Source organism: Bordetella sp. N (assembly GCF_001433395.1).
Lineage (GTDB): Bacteria > Pseudomonadota > Gammaproteobacteria > Burkholderiales > Burkholderiaceae_B > Bordetella_C.
The window spans coordinates 5,140,885-5,158,941 of record NZ_CP013111.1 but is presented as its reverse complement, the minus strand read 5'-3'; the positions used below and the strand labels follow the sequence as shown (position 1 = coordinate 5,158,941).

Here is an 18,057-nt window from a genome sequence, read left to right as displayed (position 1 = left end):
GCGCATGTCATTGCGCGCCTTTGATGCCTGCTTTCTCGATCACGCTGACCCATTTCTCGCGGTCCGCCTTGTAGTACTGGGTGAACTGGGCCGGGCTGTCGTCGGCCAGCGCATAGCCCTGGGCTTCGAGCTTTTCCCGCACGTCGGGCAGGCGCAGCACGCGGCGGACTTCCTTGTTGATCTTGTCGACGAGTTCCGGCGGTGTGGCCGCCGGCGCAAGCAGGCCCATCCAGGTCGATACCTCGTAGTCCTTCAGGCCCGCTTCCGCCGTGGTGGGCAGTTGCGGTGCGAACGCGGCGCGTTTGGCGCTGGTGACGGCGAGGGCGCGCAGGCGCTTGTCCTGGATATAGGGCAGGGCGGTGGGCGCGTTGGCGAACATGAAAGGCAGGCGGCCGGCCAGCATCTCCGTGATGCAGGCCTGTTCCCCCGCGAAGGGGATGCTGTGCAGCTGGACACCCGCGGTCTGCGCGAACAACACGGCGGCCATGTAGGGAGAAGTGCCGATGCCGCCGGAGCAGAAGTCGATATCGCCGGGGGCGGCTTTGGCCTGGGCAATCAGTTCGGATACGGAGTTGGCCTTGAGCTTGGGGCCGGCCAGCAGTACCTGGGGCGCCGCACCGATGAGGGCGACGCCGGTGAAGTCGCGCAGCGGGTCGAAACTGGTGACGTTCTGCAGGGTGGGCGCTACGGCGATGGTGGTCTGGCTGCCCAGCAGAAGGGTGCTGCCGTCTGGACGCGAACGGGCGACGTACTGCGCGGCGATCATCGAGGCGGCGCCGTTCTTGTTTTCGATGATGACGCTGCGGCCGTCGACCTGCATGTGCTGGGCGACGATCCGGGCCACGGTGTCGTTCGCGCCTCCTGGAGGGGCGCCTACGACGATGCGGATGGTGCCTCCCGCGGGGGCGCCGGTCTGGGCCATTGCCGGAAGGGTTGCGCCGAGGGCGGTCAGGGCGCTGCTTAGCAGCAGGGCGTGCAGCTTCAGGGCCGTTTTCATGGGGTCTCCTCGCTTGGACGTTGTCGTTGTTATGTGCAAGCAGTGTCAGGCTTCGCGCTTGATATGGTCAAATATATAAATTGAGTAGTTTCATATAGAAAGCGGTATGTTTTCATTCCTGGCGGCTGGCGCCGCCGGGTAGGTAGGGAGATCAGCAGCGGCTGCCGCCGCTGCTGATTGCGCGGGGGCGCTGAGGGAGCGGGAGCCCCAGCCGGTTGCCATCGCTGCTCCGCGACCGCAGCAATAGCGACGCCGATGGTCGCGACTGCGGCGTCCGTCCTTAACTTGGATTCAGGAGACCTGGGCATGAATCAACGTGAGATGGCGCTGTTTGAGGCGGTGGCGCGGACCGGGTCGGTGACGTTGGCGGCGGCTACGCGGATGTCGCAGCCGGCGGCCAGTGCCATGCTCAAGGCCCTGGAAAGCAAGCTGGGATTCGCGCTGTTCACCCGCGACAAGCGCCGGCTGGCGTTGACGGCCGAGGCGCGGCTGCTGCTGCCGGAAATCGTCAACGCGCTGGCTGCGATGGATACCGCGGAACGGATGGCGGCGAGCATGCGCGGGGGCACGCATGCCCGTCTGGTGGTCGGCGCGGTGGCCGCTGTCGGCGCCAGCATCCTGCCTGGCGCGATGGCCTGGTTGCAAGAGCAGGAACCCGGCATCCGCGTGGCCGTGCGCACCGACATGACCCTGGGCGTCGTGGAGCTGGCGGCGGACCAGCGTATCGATATCGGCATCATCATCGGCTCCGCCGCCGTGCCCAACGTCGGCCAACGCGCGCTGACGCAATTGGGCATCCGGGCAGTGATGCGGCCAGACCATCCTTACGCGAGCAAAGACTCGGTCAGCCTGGCAGACCTCGCGGAGTGCGCCTACATCTCGCTCAGCCGCCACCTGCAGGTAGGCGCATTGACCGCCCGCCAATTCGAGGCCGCGCGCCTGCCCTTCCTTCCCACCATCGAAGTGAACCAGTACTCGGCGGCATGCGCGTTCGCGGAGCGCGGCCTGGGCATCGCCATCCTGGACAGCATGAGCGGCATCTACGCCCAGCGTCACGGCTTGTGCGTGCTGCCGATCGACATCGAAGGCAGCCTGTCGCTGGACATCGTGTGGCCGCTGAACCGAAGCCTGGGCCGCGCCGCGCGCCAACTGGAAGCCGGCCTGCTGCGCGAGTTGGAAAACGTGCGCTCAGCCTGACAGTGCGCGATCAACCCGCGCGAAACAATCGCTGCGCCGCATAGTCGATAAACACCCGCAGCTTGGGCGTCACATGCCGGCTCGACGGCCACAAGATGGAGAACTGCCCCTGCGCCCCGGGACAATGATCGAGCACACTGCGCAGCGTACCCGCGGCAAGTTCGTCACGCACCAGGAAATCCGGCATATAACCTATGCCCAAACCCCCGGCCACGGCCTGGTGCAAGGCCTCCATGTTGTTGCACACGATGGCGGGAGAGGGATCCGGCGGGGCGCGGTCATCGCAAGCCAGGTCCCAGGGCTGCAGCTTGCCCGTGGTGGGAAAGCGGTAGCGCACGCAGGCATGGCTGGCCAGATCGTCCAGGTCGCCGGGCTCACCGGCCTGCGCCAGGTAGTGAGGGGCCGCGCAAAGGATCAGCCGGAAGGGACCGAGCCGACGGGCCGCGAGCCTTGAATCCACCAGGGGCCCGCTGCGTATCACGGCGTCGAAGCCGCCTTCCACCACATCCACCAGACGGTCGTTGAAATCCAGGTCCAGTTCGATGTCCGGGTACTGGCGCCTGAAGTCCGGGAGCACCGGCAACAGGAAGCGATAGCCGATGGCCGGCAGGCTGATGCGCAGACGCCCCCGTGGCGTACTGGCGGCTTCGGACAGTACCGCCTGCGCTTCGCGCAGGTCTTCCAGGACGCGGCGACAACTGGCATGAAAACGCCGGCCTTCATCGGTCAGGGTGATCTTGCGCGTGCTGCGGTGAAACAGGCGTACGTCCAGGCCCTGTTCCAGCTTTGTGATTGCCTTGCCGACGGCCGACGCGGAGATGCCCAATTGCTCGCCGGCAGCGACGAAGCTCAGGGTCTCCGCGACATGCACGAAAGCGACGATGCCGTTGAAATTATCCATGCGCGATTTTACGGGCAGCCTCGTTGCGTCGACGGAAATCGATTCCGTAATGAACGGAGCGCCGGGCTGTTTCCACGGGGCGGTCGCGGGTCTATCGTTCCTCGCCTTGCCGGCTCCGCCGCACGTATGTTCAAGCGCGGCGTTGCCGGGTTTTGCAGGAGTGAAGATGACTAACGATCTGGACAATGGCGCGCGGCGTCGCGGGGCCATACTCGCCGCCGTCTGCCTCGCAGGCCTTGCACTGCCCTTGAGTTTTTCCGGCGGCGCGATGGCGACACCCGCCCTGGGCCGTACCTTGGGGGGCAGCGCCGAGGCCATGAGCTGGGTCACCAACGCCTTCATGCTGTCGTTCGGCAGCCTGTTGATGCTGGCGGGTGCACTGGCGGACAGGCTGGGCCGCAAGCGTGTGTTTGCCTGGGGAGTGGGCGGCTTCTCGCTGTGTGCGGTGGCCATCAGCCTGGCGCCCTCTTTGCTTGCCGTCGATGTGCTGCGCGCCATTCAGGGCGCCGCTGCGGCTGCCGCGTTGGCGGGTGGCACGGCGGCATTGGCGCAGGAGTTCGAAGGCCCGGCGGCGACGCGCGCTTTCGGCATGCTGGGCGCCACCTTTGGACTGGGCCTGGCCTTCGGTCCCGTGCTGGCCGGCTGGCTGGTCGAGCACTTCGGCTGGCGCTCCGTCTTCCTGACCGGCGCGGCCGCGGGCATCCCCGCGCTGTGCTTCGGCGTGCCGCGCATGCGCGAAACGCGCGATCCGCACGCTGGCCGCTTCGACCGCCTGGGTGCGTTGTTGTTCACGGGCGCGTTGACCGCGTTTACCTTCGGCCTGATCCAGGCGCCCGGCCTGGGCTGGGGCCATCCCCGGGTGATCGTCCTGCTGGCGGGCGCGGCCGTGCTGGCGCTTGCGTTCGTGCGCGCCGAAAGCCGCGCGCAACGGCCGATGCTGGACCTGAGCCTGTTCCGCTATCCCCGCTTCGTCGGCGTGCAACTGCTGCCGGTGGCGACCTGCTATGGCTACATCGTGTTGCTGGTGCTGCTGCCGCTGCGTTTCATCGGCGTCGATGGCTACGACGAGATGCACGCCGGCATGCTGATGCTGGCGCTGTCGCTGCCCATGCTGTGCGTACCTTTCCTGGCCGTACGGTTGACGCGTCGCTACGACGCGGGCGTGATCTGCGGCGCAGGCCTGGTCCTCGCGGCCGTTGGCTTGTGGGCGCTGCGCTGGGCCTTGCAAGACGGTGCCGGTTCGACGGCCATCGTCCCGATGCTGGTAATCGGCGTGGGCGCGGGCTTGCCTTGGGGACTGATGGACGGTTTGTCGATGAGTGTGGTGCCCAAGGAACGCGCCGGCATGGCCACCGGCATCTTCAGCACCATGCGGGTGGCGGGGGAGGGCGTGGCGCTGGCGAGTGTCACGGCCGTGCTGGCTGCCTTGCTGGCGGCACGGTTGCATGCGGACGTGCCTGGCAGCGACATGACTGCCGTGGCGCATGCAGCCGTGCGGCTGGCCACCGGCGACCTGGCCCAGGCCTTGGCCTTGTTGCCCGGTATCGCACCGGCGTCGCTGCGCACGCTCTATGCCGACGCGTTTGGACAGCTGCTGGCCGGCCTCGCGGGCGTCACGCTGGCATGCGCCGTGGGCGTGCTGGCCTTCCTGGCAAAGCGGCCGGCGGCGCACATCGGCGCCGCCACCAGCCATTAACGCTCGGGCTTGATCGGTAGAAGCACGTGCGTCACCGCGGTCGCGGCCGCCGCGTCAGCGGTCGCGCCACGCACACGCAGCTGGATCCGCGGCGGCGCGCCGTGCGGGACTTGCGGGAAATATTCCGCGTCGGCGCCGCCCACGGAAAGCCGCAAGCGGCTGCCCTTGCGCAGCATCCAGGAAATGGGGAACAGCGCGAAGCGCAAGGTCTCGAACTGGCCCGGCTCCAGCAAGCGCGCATCGGCGCGGTAATAGCTGCGATAGGGCCACGAGGTGCGATATTGCGGCGGCGATTCGCGGGTCGCGCGGTGCAAGGCGCGCAGCATGCCTTCGGTGATGTAACGCTCGCTTCCATCGCTTTCGATTTCCGCGGCATAGACGAACAACGCGGCATCGCGCTCCGAGCTGGCCATGTCGAGCACGACCTCGATATGGCCGCTCAATTCCGTATCGACGTCAAACGGCGCGCTGGTGTAGTTGGCCAGCGCGCGGTCGCGCGCCTGCCAGTCGCCGTAGTAGCGGTCGACATTGTGCGCGCCAAGACGGCGCCAGCGCGTTTCCAGGCCGGTGCTGAAATCGAAGCGCACCTGGAACGTGTCGATATCGCTCGGCGTCGATCCCGATTTCTCGGCGTCATCACAGCCGGCGACATCAGCACCGTCGGCACTACGACCGCGTTCATGCGGAACCAGCCCGCCCCCCACCGTGAAGTCATAACGTGTCATCGGCAAAGGCGGCCACGTATCCGTCGCCCGCCATTGCTCGTCATGAATGCAGAAGTAATGTACCGCGCTCTCCGCCTCGATACCGGTGTCCATGCCCAGCAGATGCGTATCGAAGAAGCGCAGCAATTCGTCCATCAGCGCGAAGGAAGGCGCGGTGGCATCGCGCCAGGGCGAGACATTGGTGCGCGCGCCGTGATCCCACGGACCCAGCAGCAAGCGGTCGTGGCGTCCCGCCACGCTGAGGAAACGCGTGATGGCGCCGTTGGCGTAGCTGCCGCCGTCATACCAACCGGACACCGAATAGATGGCGACATCGTCACGCACGCCATCGCGCAGATAATGAAACGGGCTGCATGCATCGGTGCGCAGCTCCGGCGCGTGCAACGGCCCTTCATCGCGGAAGGCCAGTTCCGGCATCATGTCGTGCAGACGAAAGTTGTCGCGATGCTCCAGCAATGCCTGCGCCAACAGGGCGCCGTCCGCGTCCTCGTCCACCGGTTGCGGACCCGCCAGGCGTGGATCGTTGAAGTACGGAAAGCGCGCCAGTTTCACGCGATCGTTCTGGTCCAGCGCCACCATCAGCTCGTCGTAGTCGCGGCTCCACACGCGCGACAACATGCCGCCCGGAAACAGCTGCTCGTTGTAGATGTCGGACACCGCGAACAAAGGCGCGATCGCCTTGACCGCCGGATGGCCCGTGCTGGCCAGAAAGCAGGCCGCCGCGCCAAGATAGGAAATGCCCGTGGCGCCGATGATGCCGCTGGACCAGGTCTGAGCAACGATCCAGTCGGCGATCTGGCGGGCGTCGTCGCGTTCCTTGGGTGAACGCAACGCGATGCGGCGCCCGAAGCTGGCGCCCGTGCCGCGCAGGTCCACGACCACCACGGCATAGCCATAGGGCACGAAGTAGTCGCGGTATTTGGCGGAGTTGGGCGACGCCTCGGCGGCGGGATCGGTTTTCTTGAAGCGCCGGTTGTAAGGGGTGAAGACGACGATGCTGGCAAAACCCTCGGCGGGCGCCGGTGCGCCTTCCGGCAGGTAGACATCGACGGCCAGCCGGCAGCCGTCGTCCATGGTCACATAGCAGGACGACGGTGCGCCCAGGCGATAGTTCCTGGCGCGCTGCGCCGCATAGGCGCTGGGAGGGCGGTGCCAGGCCTGGCCCGCGTAATCGAAATCCGACATGTGTTGCTGCCTGTCTTGAAGAGGGTGCGGCTTTTATAGAAGAAAGCCGCCGGCGCGGATAACACGAAATTCTGATCGGCCCATAGGCTGGGCCGATGGTGGCCCCTCGCCTGAAGATCGGATTTTCTTATGGTCGGTGTCTTGTAATCCTATTGGACGGTAGGCGCGCCCACCTCGTACGCTAGGCCTACAAACATACAAGTCACCAAGGGGTTCAAGATGATGTCGCGCCTGTTTTCCGGGCTGGCCGTGGCGGTCAGCCTGTCGCTGTGTGGAGCGGTCGCCGCCGCGCAGGATACCTATCCCAACCGGCCGGTCCGCCTGATCATTCCGCAGTCGCCCGGTTCTGGCGGTGATTTGGTAGGCCGCATGCTGGCGGAGTCGCTGTCCAAGGACCTGAAGCAGCCTGTGATCGTCGAGAACCGTGCTGGCGCCAACGGTGTGGTCGCGGCGGTGTCGGTCGCGCGTGAGGCGCCTGACGGTTACACCCTGATGCTGGGCCTGGTGTCGCAGCTGAGCTTCAATCAATTCCTGTACAAGAACACGCCTTACGACGGCTTCAAGGACTTCACCTACGTGAATCCGGTCGTGGAAACGCCTTACGTGCTGGTATCCAGCAAGCGCAGCGGCATCAAGGATTTCGCCGGCTTCCTGGCGAAAGCGCGCCAAGAACCCGGCAAGCTGAATTTCGCCAGCGCGGGCACCGGCAACATGACGCATCTGTCCATGGAACTGCTGGCCAGCAACACGGGTTTGAAGCTGACCCACGTGCCCTACAAAGGGTCGGGCCCGGCGCTGCTCAGCGTCATCTCCGGCGAATCGGACCTGATGGTCAGCGTGCTGGGCACGGCCTTGCCGCAGATCCAGTCCGGCGCCGTCGTGCCGCTGGCGGTGCTTGGCGCGCAGCGCGCCAAGCAGATTCCCGATGTGCCCACCTTGGCCGACCTGAAGGTGCAAGTGCCGGTGATCCCGGGTTGGTACGCCCTGGTGGGGCCGGCCAAGATGCCGCAGGCGGTGTCCGATGTCATCGCGGCGTCGGTGCATCGTTTCCTGGTGGCGCCCGCGACGCAGGCCAAGCTGGCGGATCTCTATCTGGAACCGATGCTGGGCACGGGACAGGAACTGCACACCCGCGCGGTGGCCGACGCCAAGGTGTGGGGCAAGTTCATCCAGGACAACGGGATTCAGTCGGAGTAAGGACGTGGCCGGGATGCAGCTCGGTATGACGCCACGAGCCGTCGGCCACCTTCTCGCACATCACGGTTTCGATGAGCTGGCGGATGGCCTGGCAGGCCGGCGTGGCCGCCGCGCTGCGCGACGTGCAAAGCGATAGAGTACGGGTCAGCGGCTGGCCCTCGAATTCGATGTAGCGGATACCGGTGCCGCCGGTCAGCGTGGTGGCCCAGGGCAGGATGCTCCAGCCCATGCCTTCGCGCACGAGCGTGGTCATCAAGGTGGCGACCGCCGTTTCAGTGACCACGGTGTACTGCAGATGGTGCTGGATGCAGGCGTTCTCCACCTTCATGCGCACGGAATTGGGGAAGCTGGGGAGGATCAGCGCCAGCCCCTGCAGATCGCTCAGTTGGGCGGGTGCCGGCAAGGTGGCGTCCGCCGGACCCACCAGCAGCAACTCCTCGACGACGAGGGGTGTGGTTTCGATATTCGCGCTGGCGCGGATATCGGCGGCGACCGCGATGTCCAGCTGTTGCCGATTGATCAGGTCGACCAGTGCGGCATTGGTGCTTTCCAGGATCTCCAACGCGATGTGCGGATAATCGCGTTGGCCACGCCGCACCAGCTCGAAACCTATCATTTGCATGGTGCTGGCGTGCAGGCCGACGCTGACCCGGCCCGTGGGCACATCCTGTTCCAGCTTCAAAGCGGTGGTCGCTTCTTCGACCTGGCGCAGGATGGCCTTGGCATAGCGATAGAGCTTTTCACCAGCGGGCGTGGGCCGCGTGCCTTGTACGCCGCGGGTCAGCAGTTTGGTGCCCAGCTCCGTCTCCAGGTTGGCGACGTGCTGGCTGAGCGACGGTTGCGCGACGAACAGGGACTGCGCCGCCGCCGTCATGTTCTCCAGCTCGACGATGCGCGCGAAGTACTTCAGCTGCCTGATGTCCATGGCCAGACCTCACTATCACGCCCCTGACCACGCAGGGGCGTGCCGGCGCGCCGTGCTCAGACGCTGAAATCCACGCCCTGTGCCAGCGGCAGTTCGCGCGAATAGTTGATGGTGTTGGTGGCGCGTCGCATGTACGCCTTCCATGCATCCGAACCCGATTCGCGACCGCCGCCCGTGTCCTTGTCGCCGCCGAAAGCGCCGCCGATTTCCGCGCCCGACGTGCCGATATTGACGTTGGCGATGCCGCAGTCCGAACCGCTGGCGGACAGGAAGCGCTCCGCTTCGCGCAGGTCATTGCCGAACATGGCCGACGACAAGCCCTGCGGCACGCCGTTCTGCATGTCCAATGCGTCGTCGAAGGACTCGTAGCTCATCACGTAGAGGATGGGCGCGAAGGTCTCGTGGCAAACGGTGGCCGTTTGCGCCGACATTTCCACGATGGCCGGACGCACGTAGTAGCCCTGCGGATAGCGGTCGGCCAGCACGCGGTCGCCGCCGAATACCTGGCCGCCTTCCTTGCGCGCGTTTTGCAGCGCGGTCTGCATGCCCTCGTAGGCGGCCTGGTCGATCAGCGGGCCGATCAAGGTCTTGGCTTCCGTGGGATTGCCGATGGTCAGCTTCTCATAGGCCTGCTTCAGGCGCGTCACCAGCGTGTCGCGCACGCTGCTATGCACGATCAGGCGACGCGTGGTGGTGCAGCGCTGGCCGGCGGTGCCGACCGCGGCGAAGAGGACGCCGCGCACGACCAGATCCAGGTCCGCCGTGGGGGTGACGATGACCGCGTTATTGCCGCCCAGTTCCAGCAGCGAGCGGCCGAAGCGTTGCGCCACGCGCGGGCCCACTTCGCGGCCCATGCGGGTACTACCGGTCGCCGACAACAGCGCCACCTTGGGATGGTCGACCAGGGCTTCGCCGGCTTCACGCGTGCCCTGGATCACTTGCGACAGATGGGCCGGCGCCTTGCCGAAGCGCTGTGCCGCGCGTTCGAACAGGGCCTGGCAGGCCAGTGCGGTCAGCGGCGTCTTTTCCGACGGCTTCCACACCACGGCATCGCCGCACACCACGGCCAGCGCGAAGTTCCAGGACCACACCGCCACCGGGAAATTGAAGGCGCTGATGACACCCACCACACCTAACGGATGCCACGTTTCCATCATGCGGTGGCCGGGGCGTTCCGACGCGATGGTCAGGCCATAGAGCTGGCGCGACAGGCCCACCGCGAAGTCGCAGATGTCGATCATTTCCTGAACTTCGCCCAGACCTTCGGTCAGGATCTTGCCGGCCTCCAGGGACACCAGCGTGCCCAGCGCCTGTTTGTTCTGCCGCAGCTCGTCGGCGAGCAGGCGGATCAGCTCGCCCCGTACCGGCGCAGGCACCCCGCGCCACGCCAGGAAAGCCTGCTGGGCGCGTTCGACCGCGGCGCCGACGTCGGCCGCGCTGTCGGTGCGCACGGCGCCGATCTGGCTGCCGTCGATGGGCGAGCGGGCGATGAGCGGGCCTTGCTGGAACGCTTCAGGGGCCACGCCCAGTTTCTGCAAGGCGTCCTGGGCTTGGGTTGCGGTAGTGGTCATGGCTAGTCTTCCATTGAGGTTGCAAGTCGCGGCGACGCTGTGAGGCAGCGTACGCCACGGCGAAATCGATTCGAGGGCCGGCTTGAGCGTATCATCGCGCGCCCATCCCGTGCACCAGGCGCGCGCCGCATTCGTACCAGCACTCGCGGACGCGCCGCAAGGACGCGCGCTGCACGGTACTGACGGGTAAAGGTAAATCTTCCTCGGCCTTGTTGCCCAGCACCAGCTGCGCCAGTTCGCGGCCCAGCACGGTGCCGGGGGCGATGCCGCGGCCGTTGTAGCCGCTGAAGGAAACGGTATTGCGCGCGGGCCGGTGCAGGCGCGGCAAGGCGTCGGACGTCATGCCGATGGTGCCGTACCACTCGTGTTCGAAGGCGATGTCCTTGAGCGCCGGATAGATCTTAGCCAGCGCGCGCCGGCCCCATTGCGTATGGATGCGCTGGCCGGCGCCGGACAGGGCGCCTACGCTACCGAACACCAGGCGGCCGGCCGCGTCATAGCGGAACGAGGACAAGACCTGCCGCGTATCCCAGACACCCTGGCCTTCCGGCAGGATCTGTTTGCGCAGTTCAGGGGCCAGCGGCACGGTGGCCATGTTGAAGTAGGGCAGGCGCACCAGCTCTTCGCGCAGGCTCGCCCAGGGACCATCCAGATTGCTGTAGGCATTGGACGCCACGATCACCCAGGTCGCCCGCACCGTGGCGCCGCCTTGCGTGCGCAGTTCCCAATGCGTGCCTTGGTCGTGCGCCGCGACCACCGGCGTTTGCGTATGCACGGTGGCGCCGGCATTCAAGGCGGCGCGCGCCAGGCCGCGCGCATAGGCAAGCGGCTGGATGGTGCCCGCGCGCAGGTCCAGCAGCGCGCCGCTGTAGGCATCGCTGCCGGTCCTGGCGCGGGTAGCGGCGGCATCGAGCAATTGCACGGGGGCTTTCAGCGTGGCCCATTGGCGGGCGCGTTCCGTGATTTCTTCCAGGCCGCGTCGCCCCACCGAGCAGTGCAGGGTGCCGACGCGGTTGGCCTGGCAGTCGATGGCGTGGCGCTGGATCAGATCGAACACCAGGTTCGGCGCATTCCCCAGCACGTCGAGCAGGCGCGCGCCGTAGGTCTGTCCCAGCACATTGGGCAGTTCCTCGGGCATCACCCACATGCCGGCGTTGACCAGGCCGACATTGCGGCCGGATCCGCCGAAGCCCACTTCCTCGGCTTCCAGCACGGTGACGCGCGCGCCGCCCGCGGCCAGATGCAGCGCGGCGGACAGGCCGGTGTAGCCGGCGCCGACCACGGCGACATCCACCGTCTGGTCCGCGCGCAGCGGCGGCGTGACGGGGGCGGAAGGGGCCGTGGCCTCCCATAAACCATGCGATCGAGGATCGTTCTTCATCAGGGTTATCCCGAGCGTGTCAGGTCGGGGGCTCATGCTGATAGGTCATCAAGTGACGGGAATCAGCGCATTCTGTGGTCACGTCTACCGGGCGTCAAACGATGTTCCTGTCTGATGTCATGCGGATATAGAATGACCCCCATGTCGCTCATACGCCGCTTCCTGCCGCCTACCGCCGAACTCTGCGCCTTCGAAGCCGCGGCGCGCCGCCAGAGTTTCACCGCCGCGGCGGAGGAGCTGAACCTGACACAGAGTGCCGTCAGCCGGCAGATTCGTTCCCTGGAAATGTTGCTGGGCGCCGATCTATTCATCCGCGAGCGCCAGACCGTGCGGCTGACGGCGGCCGGCCATGCATTCGCGCAGGAAGTGCGGGGCGCCTTGCAGCGCATCGCCAACGCGACCCTGGGCTTTCGGGCCAATCCCGTGGGCGGGACCGTGAACCTGGCCGTGCTGCCCACCCTGGGCGCGCGTTGGCTGCTGCCGCGCCTGCCGGATTTCATCGCGGCGCATCCGGACATCACGGTCAATCTGATCACCCGCTTCGAGCCTTTCGATTTCCAGGCCGAATCGCTGGATGCCGCGATTCACTACGGCGCCGACCACTGGCCCGGGGCCCGCGTGGATTTTCTGATGGAAGAAATGGTGGTGCCGGTGTGCAGTCCGCGACTGAAGGCGCGCCATGGCTACGCCACCGCGGCGGACCTGGCGACCGCGCCGCTGCTGCACCTGGTGTCGCGTCCGGACGCGTGGGAGCGCTGGTTCGACGCCATGGACGTACCGGTGGCGGAAGTGCATGGCATGCTGGTCGACCAGATCGTCTTTGCCGCGCAGGCGGCCATCGCCGGCATGGGCGTGGCCGTGCTGCCGAAGTTCCTGATCGAAGACGAGCTGCGCCGGGGCGATCTGGTGCTGGCGGTGGATCGGCCGCTGCGCAGCCAGGGCAACTACTACCTGGCGTGGCCGCCGGGCAAGCAGGACTCCGCGCCTTTGCAAGTCTTCCGGCAGTGGTTGCTGGCGCAGGCGAATCCGGCGCCGGTCACGTCGGCATGAGACCTGGCCCACGCCGCGGCGCATACCGCAGGCGCGCGTCGGCGTGTGTGGCGGTAGGTGCAGCGGCATGCGTGGCCGCATGTGCGGCGGCATCCTGGCCCGGTCCGCGGGCGTTGTCCGCCAGGAAGTTGGCCACGCGGTGCATGACATGGCCGCGCTCATTGTCCACGCAGATCATGTGATAGCTGTTGTCGAGCAGGTGCAGGGTGCTGCCCTTGACGCGCCGTTGCAGGGCGCGCGCCGCTTCCGGCGCGGTCAGCTCATCGTCTGTCGCGTGCATGATCATCAGCGGGCATTTCAAGCGTTCGACGCCCTTCCACGCCATCGAGCGCAGGCGATCTGCTTCACGCACCGACGCCAGCGGTACCCAGGGATAGTGGAAGGCATCCCCGCGTTTCAACATGCCGCGCACCAGACGGCGAATGCGCTCGTTCTTGATCCCGTAAGGCTCGGCCTCGGACACGCGCCAACGCCGGGCCACGGACGGAATCCAGTACAGCACGTGGCGGATGGCGCGATACCAGGGCACGCTCCAGCCGTCGAGACGCAAGGGCGCGGCCAGCGTGACGAGCTTGCCCTTGTTGTGCTCCATCAACTTGCACACCTCGATCGCCAGCAGCGCGCCCAGGCAGACGCCAACGACATGCAGGGTCTTGTACTGCGCGGACAGGCGCAGGTACTCCGTCGAGACGACGTCCAGCCAGTCCTCGGCGCGCAGGCCCAGCAGGTCTTCAGGCCGCGTGCCGTGGCCGGGCAGGGCCACGACATAGGCGTCGACGCCTTGTTCGTCCAGGACCGCACGCAAGCGGCCCAGATCGTATTCCGTGCCGCCCAGGCCGTGGATGAGAAGCGCGGCGCGACGCCGGCCATTCTTCGGATCGGGATGACTCGATTGCGCGCCGGCGAAAGGCAGGAGTTGTTGTTCCTGATTCATGATGCATGCTCTTGATCGTCGAGAGTGATTGACGATCAGGAGTGTGCGGCGGCGCGTGAATCACATCGACGCGATAGTCGGCGAATCGCTGTGCGAAATTTCCGATTCTTCGAAAAGTCTCAGTCGCGGTTGCCCGCGCCCAGGAATTGGCTGGGTCGGCGCAGGGCGGGATCGAAAGGATTTATCTGAGCGCCCATGGCGCGCGCCTCTTTCTGCAGGGTTTCAACGATAAGCGGCAAGCGCTCCGGACTCATGCGTTCCGACGGCGCGGCCACGCTTAGCGCGGCCACCGTTTCACCGTTGCGGTCCTCCACGGGCACGGCCAGGCCCGAGATGCCCGGGAACAGGCCGGGGCCGCTGCTGAAGACGTAGTTGTTCTCCAGCGATTCCTTGATGCGCACGCGGATGGAAATCTCGTCGATGAAGCCCAGGTGATGCAGGCGCGGAATATTGAAGCGTATGGCTTCCTCGCGTTCGGCGGCGGGCAGCCGCGCCAGAAGAATCAAGCCGGCCTGGCCCAGGCCCAGGGGCACGCGGCCGCCGATGTCGCCGGTGTGCGAGCGCACCGGAAAGGGACCGTCGATACGGTCCAGGCAGACCGCATCGAAACCATGCCGGACGAGGATGAACACGGTGTCATTGAGCATGCCGCACAGGCGCAGCATGGCGGGACGATAGACCTCGCGCAGATTGGAACGGAAGCGGCCGGACGTGGCGGCCAGGGCGTAGAAGGCCACGCTCAATTGATAGGCCTTGCTGTTGGCGGGCTGCTCCACCATGTCTTCCTGGATCAGCGCCTGCAGCACGCGATGCGTGGTGGCGGGCGCCTGGCCCGCGCGGGCCGCGATATCGGTCAGGCGCAGTTTCTCGCCCTTGGCATCGGCCAGCACGCGCAGCACCGAGAACGCGCGTTGCAACACGCCCTGGCCGCCGCCGTCGGATTCGCCTTTATCTTCCTTCGCCATGATTTGATTTCCAATGGTGAAAAATATGCAGCCTTCCGATTCTTGAAAATTCTATTGAACAGAAAAGATGGAAGAAAAATTCCCGTATTCGGAAAACCCTAATTGACCGTTTTTTACGCCAAAACCTAGACTGGCCGCAAATCTCCTTCACGTTTTCCCGTCGCGGCCACGTGCCTGACGTGGTCAGCAAGGCGTCCCATGTCATTTCTGCGGCTGGAAAAAATCTCCAAGAGCTACGGCGACCTGCAGGTCGTGCGTGATCTCGACCTGAACGTGGAGCAGGGGGAATTCGTTTCCCTGCTGGGGCCGTCCGGTTGCGGCAAGACCACCACTCTGCAGATGATTGCCGGCTTCGCCGACGTCACGCGCGGACGGGTGATCCTGGACGGCCGCGACATCACCTATGCCAAGCCCAACACGCGCGGGCTGGGCATCGTGTTCCAAAGCTATGCGCTGTTCCCGCACATGACCGTGCGCGACAACGTCGACTTCGGCCTGTTGATGCGCAAGGTCGGCAAGACGGAACGCGCCGAACGTGTGGACGAGGCCCTGGCTTTGGTGAAGCTGGACAAGCATGGCGATCGCTATCCGCGCGAATTGTCCGGCGGCCAGCGCCAGCGTGTCGCGCTGGCGCGCGCCTTGGTGATCCGCCCGCCGGTATTGTTGCTGGACGAACCCTTGTCCAATCTGGACGCCAAGCTGCGCGAAGACATGCAGTACGAATTGCGCAGCATTCAGCGCAAGACCGGAACCACCACCATCATGGTCACGCACGATCAGGCGGAGGCGCTGTCGATCAGCGACCGCATCGTGGTGATGGAGGATGGCCGCGCCACGCAGGTCGATCAACCTTATCGGATGTATGAGCATCCCCGCAGCGAGTTCATTTCCAATTTCGTCGGCAAGTCCAATCTGCTGCCGGGCGCGGTGACGCGCGCCGGCGTGGAAGCGGAGGTCAGCTGTGCGTCCCTGGCGCTGGCGGTCGAAGGCGCCGGCCTGCGCGTGGGGGATGAAGTCAGGGTGTCGCTGCGGCCGGAGAAGCTGGTGCCGGTAGGCGCGGGCCAGGGCAAACTGGACGCCACGGTGACCAGCCGCTTTTTCCTGGGCAGCCAGTGGATGTACGAAATGGACACCCCGGTCGGCGCCTTGACCGTGCTGACGCCCAATGACGGCAGCGCGCCGCATGACGATGGCGCGCGCGTCGGCCTGGACTGGGCCGCTGGTGTTGTGCGGGTGCTGCCCGTGGCCGCGTCGGCTTCATCGTCGGTCATGCAGGAGCACTGACATGGGCGCCGCAAGTTCGCCCACGCCTCCCGCCGCCAACCGGCGCGCCGGCCCGGCACCTCGCCTGGAGGGCTTGCCGGCCATCCTCGGCTCCATCCCGCTGACGCTGTTGTTCCTGACGTTGGTGCTGACGCCGTTGGGCCTGACCGTGGTGCTGTCGTTCAGTCCCTTCGACTACAACAAGGGCGTGTTGCCCGGTCACACCCTGGCGCATTACGCCATGGTGTTCAGCGATCCCTATTTCCTGGGCATCTTCTGGCGCACCTTGTGGATCGCCGGCCTGACCACCTTGATCTGCGTGCTGGTGGGCGCGCCCGAGGCCTACATCCTGTCGCGCATGCGCAAGCCCTGGCGCTCCATCTTTCTGCTGGTGGTGCTGTCGCCGCTGCTGGTGTCGCTGGTGGTGCGCGCCTTCGGCTGGAGCATGTTGCTGGGACCGGCCGGTCCCTTGGGCAAGGCCGCGCAGGCGCTTGGCTTGGGGTCGCTGCTGTACACACCGACCGCCATCATCATCGCGCTGGTGCATGTGATGCTGCCGTTCATGGTGATCCCTGTGTGGACGTCGTTGCAAAAGCTGGACCCGGCCGTGGAGCAGGCCGCGTATTCGCTCAACGCTTCGCGCTTTCAGACCCTGCTGCGCGTGGTGCTGCCGCAAACCGCGCCGGGCATTTTGTCCGGCAGCCTGATCGTGTTCGGCTTGAGCGCCAGCTCCTTCGCCATCCCGGCGCTGCTGGGCGGACGCCGCCTGAAGATGGTCGCCACCATCGTCTATGACGAGTTCCTCACCGAGTTGAACTGGCCCCTGGGCGCGGCCATCGCCATCGTGCTGCTGGTCGCCAATGTGATCATCATGATGGCCTACAACCGCGTCATCGAACGTTCCTACCGGCGCAGCCTGGGCTGAGCGGAGACCTCATCATGCTGAAAAACGGTCCTGTCGCCCTGGCATTCAACTTCCTGGTGGTGGCCTTCGTGCTGGCGCCGTTGGTGGTCGTATGCCTGGTGGCCTTCACACCCGCATCGACGCTGACCATTCCCACCACGCAGTTCTCGCTGCGCTGGTTCCATGCGGTGTTCGAGCATGCGGACTTCATGCAGTCCTTCCGCAACAGCCTGTGGCTGGCGACGTTGTCGGCGACGTTCTCGGTGTGCCTGGCCGTGCCGGCCGCCATCGCCATCACGCGCTATCGCTTCCCTGGCCGCGATCTGCTCAATGGCCTGTTCCTGTCGCCCCTGATGATTCCCCATCTGGTGCTGGGCGTGGCCTTGTTGCGCTTCTTCGCCCTGATCGGGCAGACCGGCAGTTTCGCGTGGCTGGTCGTCAGCCATACCGTCATCGTCACGCCTTACGTGCTGCGCCTGGTGATCGGCGCGCTGGTCGGCTTCGATCGATCCATCGAGCACGCCGCGCTGTCGCTGAGCGCCAGCCGCGCCACGGTGTTCTGGCGCATGACCCTGCCCTTGATCATTCCCGGCATTTCGGGCGGCTGGCTGCTGGCCTTCATCAACAGCTTCGATGAGCTGACCATGTCGGTCTTCATCACGTCGCCGACCACGATCACCTTGCCGGTGCGGATGTATATGTACGCCACCGAATCCATCGATCCGATGATGGCCGCGGTGTCGGCGCTGGTCATCGCCTTGACCGCTTTGACGATGCTGCTGCTGGACCGGGTTTATGGGCTGGATCGCGTGCTGGTGGGACAGAAGTAGGGAAGAGGTGGAATCATCATGCCGATACTCAAACGTCTGACTGAAACCACGCGCGCGCCGGTCGCGTTCACGCTGGATGGCGCGCCGGCCCAGGCCTTGTTGGGCGATACCGTATTGACCGCGGTGCTGACGCACATCGACCGCGTGCGCCGGTCCGAGTTCGGCGGCGGCCCGCGGGCGGGGTTTTGCATGATGGGCGCCTGCCAGGATTGCTGGATGCAATTGGAGGACGGCGGCCGCTTGCGGGCGTGTACGACCTTCATCGAGCCAGGCATGCGGCTGCTGTCGCAATGGCCTGGGGCGGTGCCGACATGAACGGCGCGAACAGCATGAACG

16 protein-coding genes are annotated in these 18,057 nt (G+C 65.9%); 8 read left to right on the top strand and 8 right to left on the bottom strand.

Features of this window, described 5'->3' with window-relative positions; translation table 11 throughout:
• Positions 1 to 7: 7 nt before the first annotated feature.
• Positions 8 to 997: a tripartite tricarboxylate transporter substrate binding protein gene (locus ASB57_RS22255; RefSeq protein ID WP_057654176.1), complete on the bottom strand. Its 990-nt coding sequence runs from the start codon at positions 995 to 997 to the stop codon at positions 8 to 10.
• Between the two features lie 306 nt (positions 998 to 1,303).
• Between ASB57_RS22255 and ASB57_RS22250 the strand changes: the two genes are divergently transcribed.
• Positions 1,304 to 2,194, top strand: a complete 891-nt coding sequence (locus ASB57_RS22250) for a LysR family transcriptional regulator (protein WP_057654175.1) — start codon at positions 1,304 to 1,306, stop codon at positions 2,192 to 2,194.
• 10 nt (positions 2,195 to 2,204) lie between these two features.
• On the opposite strand, the gene ASB57_RS22245 is transcribed toward ASB57_RS22250, so the two are convergent.
• The gene (locus ASB57_RS22245; protein WP_057654174.1) at positions 2,205 to 3,095 is read right to left on the bottom strand and encodes a LysR family transcriptional regulator; all 891 of its coding nucleotides are present in this window, start codon (positions 3,093 to 3,095) and stop codon (positions 2,205 to 2,207) included.
• Between the two features lie 166 nt (positions 3,096 to 3,261).
• Between ASB57_RS22245 and ASB57_RS22240 the strand changes: the two genes are divergently transcribed.
• Positions 3,262 to 4,791: an MFS transporter gene (locus ASB57_RS22240; RefSeq protein ID WP_156414240.1), complete on the top strand. Its 1,530-nt coding sequence runs from the start codon at positions 3,262 to 3,264 to the stop codon at positions 4,789 to 4,791.
• On the opposite strand, the gene ASB57_RS22235 is transcribed toward ASB57_RS22240, so the two are convergent.
• A complete protein-coding gene (locus ASB57_RS22235) occupies positions 4,788 to 6,701 on the bottom strand; it encodes a CocE/NonD family hydrolase (protein WP_057654173.1) in 1,914 nt (637 codons plus the stop codon). The two genes, ASB57_RS22240 and ASB57_RS22235, sit on opposite strands and share 4 nt — an antisense overlap.
• Before the next feature lie 219 nt (positions 6,702 to 6,920).
• On the opposite strand from ASB57_RS22235, the gene ASB57_RS22230 reads away from it, so the two are divergent.
• Positions 6,921 to 7,898 (top strand): tripartite tricarboxylate transporter substrate binding protein, encoded by a 978-nt coding sequence (locus ASB57_RS22230; RefSeq protein WP_156414239.1) that lies wholly within the window; start codon positions 6,921 to 6,923, stop codon positions 7,896 to 7,898.
• Here the strand turns inward: ASB57_RS22230 and ASB57_RS22225 are convergent.
• From ASB57_RS22225 to ASB57_RS22215, 3 genes are all read right to left on the bottom strand, one after another.
• Complete coding sequence (locus ASB57_RS22225; RefSeq protein ID WP_057654172.1) at positions 7,867 to 8,823, bottom strand: LysR substrate-binding domain-containing protein; 957 nt, start codon at positions 8,821 to 8,823, stop codon at positions 7,867 to 7,869. The genes ASB57_RS22230 and ASB57_RS22225 overlap by 32 nt on opposite strands.
• A gap of 56 nt (positions 8,824 to 8,879) precedes the next feature.
• On the bottom strand, positions 8,880 to 10,394 hold the full coding sequence (locus ASB57_RS22220) for an aldehyde dehydrogenase family protein (protein WP_057654171.1): 1,515 nt from the start codon (positions 10,392 to 10,394) through the stop codon (positions 8,880 to 8,882).
• Between the two features lie 91 nt (positions 10,395 to 10,485).
• Positions 10,486 to 11,775, bottom strand: coding sequence for an FAD-binding oxidoreductase (locus ASB57_RS22215; protein ID WP_057654170.1), 1,290 nt, complete (start codon positions 11,773 to 11,775; stop codon positions 10,486 to 10,488).
• 141 nt (positions 11,776 to 11,916) lie between these two features.
• Here ASB57_RS22215 and ASB57_RS22210 point away from each other — a divergent pair, with 141 nt between their 5' ends.
• Positions 11,917 to 12,825 carry a LysR family transcriptional regulator gene (locus ASB57_RS22210; protein WP_057656353.1) on the top strand — a complete coding sequence of 303 codons (909 nt, stop codon included), beginning with the start codon at positions 11,917 to 11,919 and terminating at the stop codon, positions 12,823 to 12,825.
• On the opposite strand, the gene ASB57_RS22205 is transcribed toward ASB57_RS22210, so the two are convergent.
• On the bottom strand, positions 12,812 to 13,759 hold the full coding sequence (locus ASB57_RS22205; RefSeq protein ID WP_082621763.1) for a carboxylesterase: 948 nt from the start codon (positions 13,757 to 13,759) through the stop codon (positions 12,812 to 12,814). The two genes, ASB57_RS22210 and ASB57_RS22205, sit on opposite strands and share 14 nt — an antisense overlap.
• A gap of 119 nt (positions 13,760 to 13,878) precedes the next feature.
• Positions 13,879 to 14,724 carry an IclR family transcriptional regulator gene (locus ASB57_RS22200; protein WP_057654169.1) on the bottom strand — a complete coding sequence of 282 codons (846 nt, stop codon included), beginning with the start codon at positions 14,722 to 14,724 and terminating at the stop codon, positions 13,879 to 13,881.
• A gap of 198 nt (positions 14,725 to 14,922) precedes the next feature.
• On the opposite strand from ASB57_RS22200, the gene ASB57_RS22195 reads away from it, so the two are divergent.
• Genes ASB57_RS22195 through ASB57_RS22180 form a run of 4 tightly spaced genes read left to right on the top strand, consistent with a single transcriptional unit; the run spans position 14,923 to position 18,036 of the window.
• The gene (locus ASB57_RS22195; protein WP_057654168.1) at positions 14,923 to 16,008 is read left to right on the top strand and encodes an ABC transporter ATP-binding protein; all 1,086 of its coding nucleotides are present in this window, start codon (positions 14,923 to 14,925) and stop codon (positions 16,006 to 16,008) included.
• Between the two features lies 1 nt (position 16,009).
• Positions 16,010 to 16,912 (top strand): ABC transporter permease, encoded by a 903-nt coding sequence (locus ASB57_RS22190; RefSeq protein WP_082621762.1) that lies wholly within the window; start codon positions 16,010 to 16,012, stop codon positions 16,910 to 16,912.
• Between the two features lie 14 nt (positions 16,913 to 16,926).
• A complete protein-coding gene (locus ASB57_RS22185) occupies positions 16,927 to 17,721 on the top strand; it encodes an ABC transporter permease (protein WP_057654167.1) in 795 nt (264 codons plus the stop codon).
• An 18-nt stretch (positions 17,722 to 17,739) separates the two neighbouring features.
• The gene (locus ASB57_RS22180; RefSeq protein ID WP_057654166.1) at positions 17,740 to 18,036 is read left to right on the top strand and encodes a (2Fe-2S)-binding protein; all 297 of its coding nucleotides are present in this window, start codon (positions 17,740 to 17,742) and stop codon (positions 18,034 to 18,036) included.
• Positions 18,037 to 18,057 lie beyond the last annotated feature (21 nt).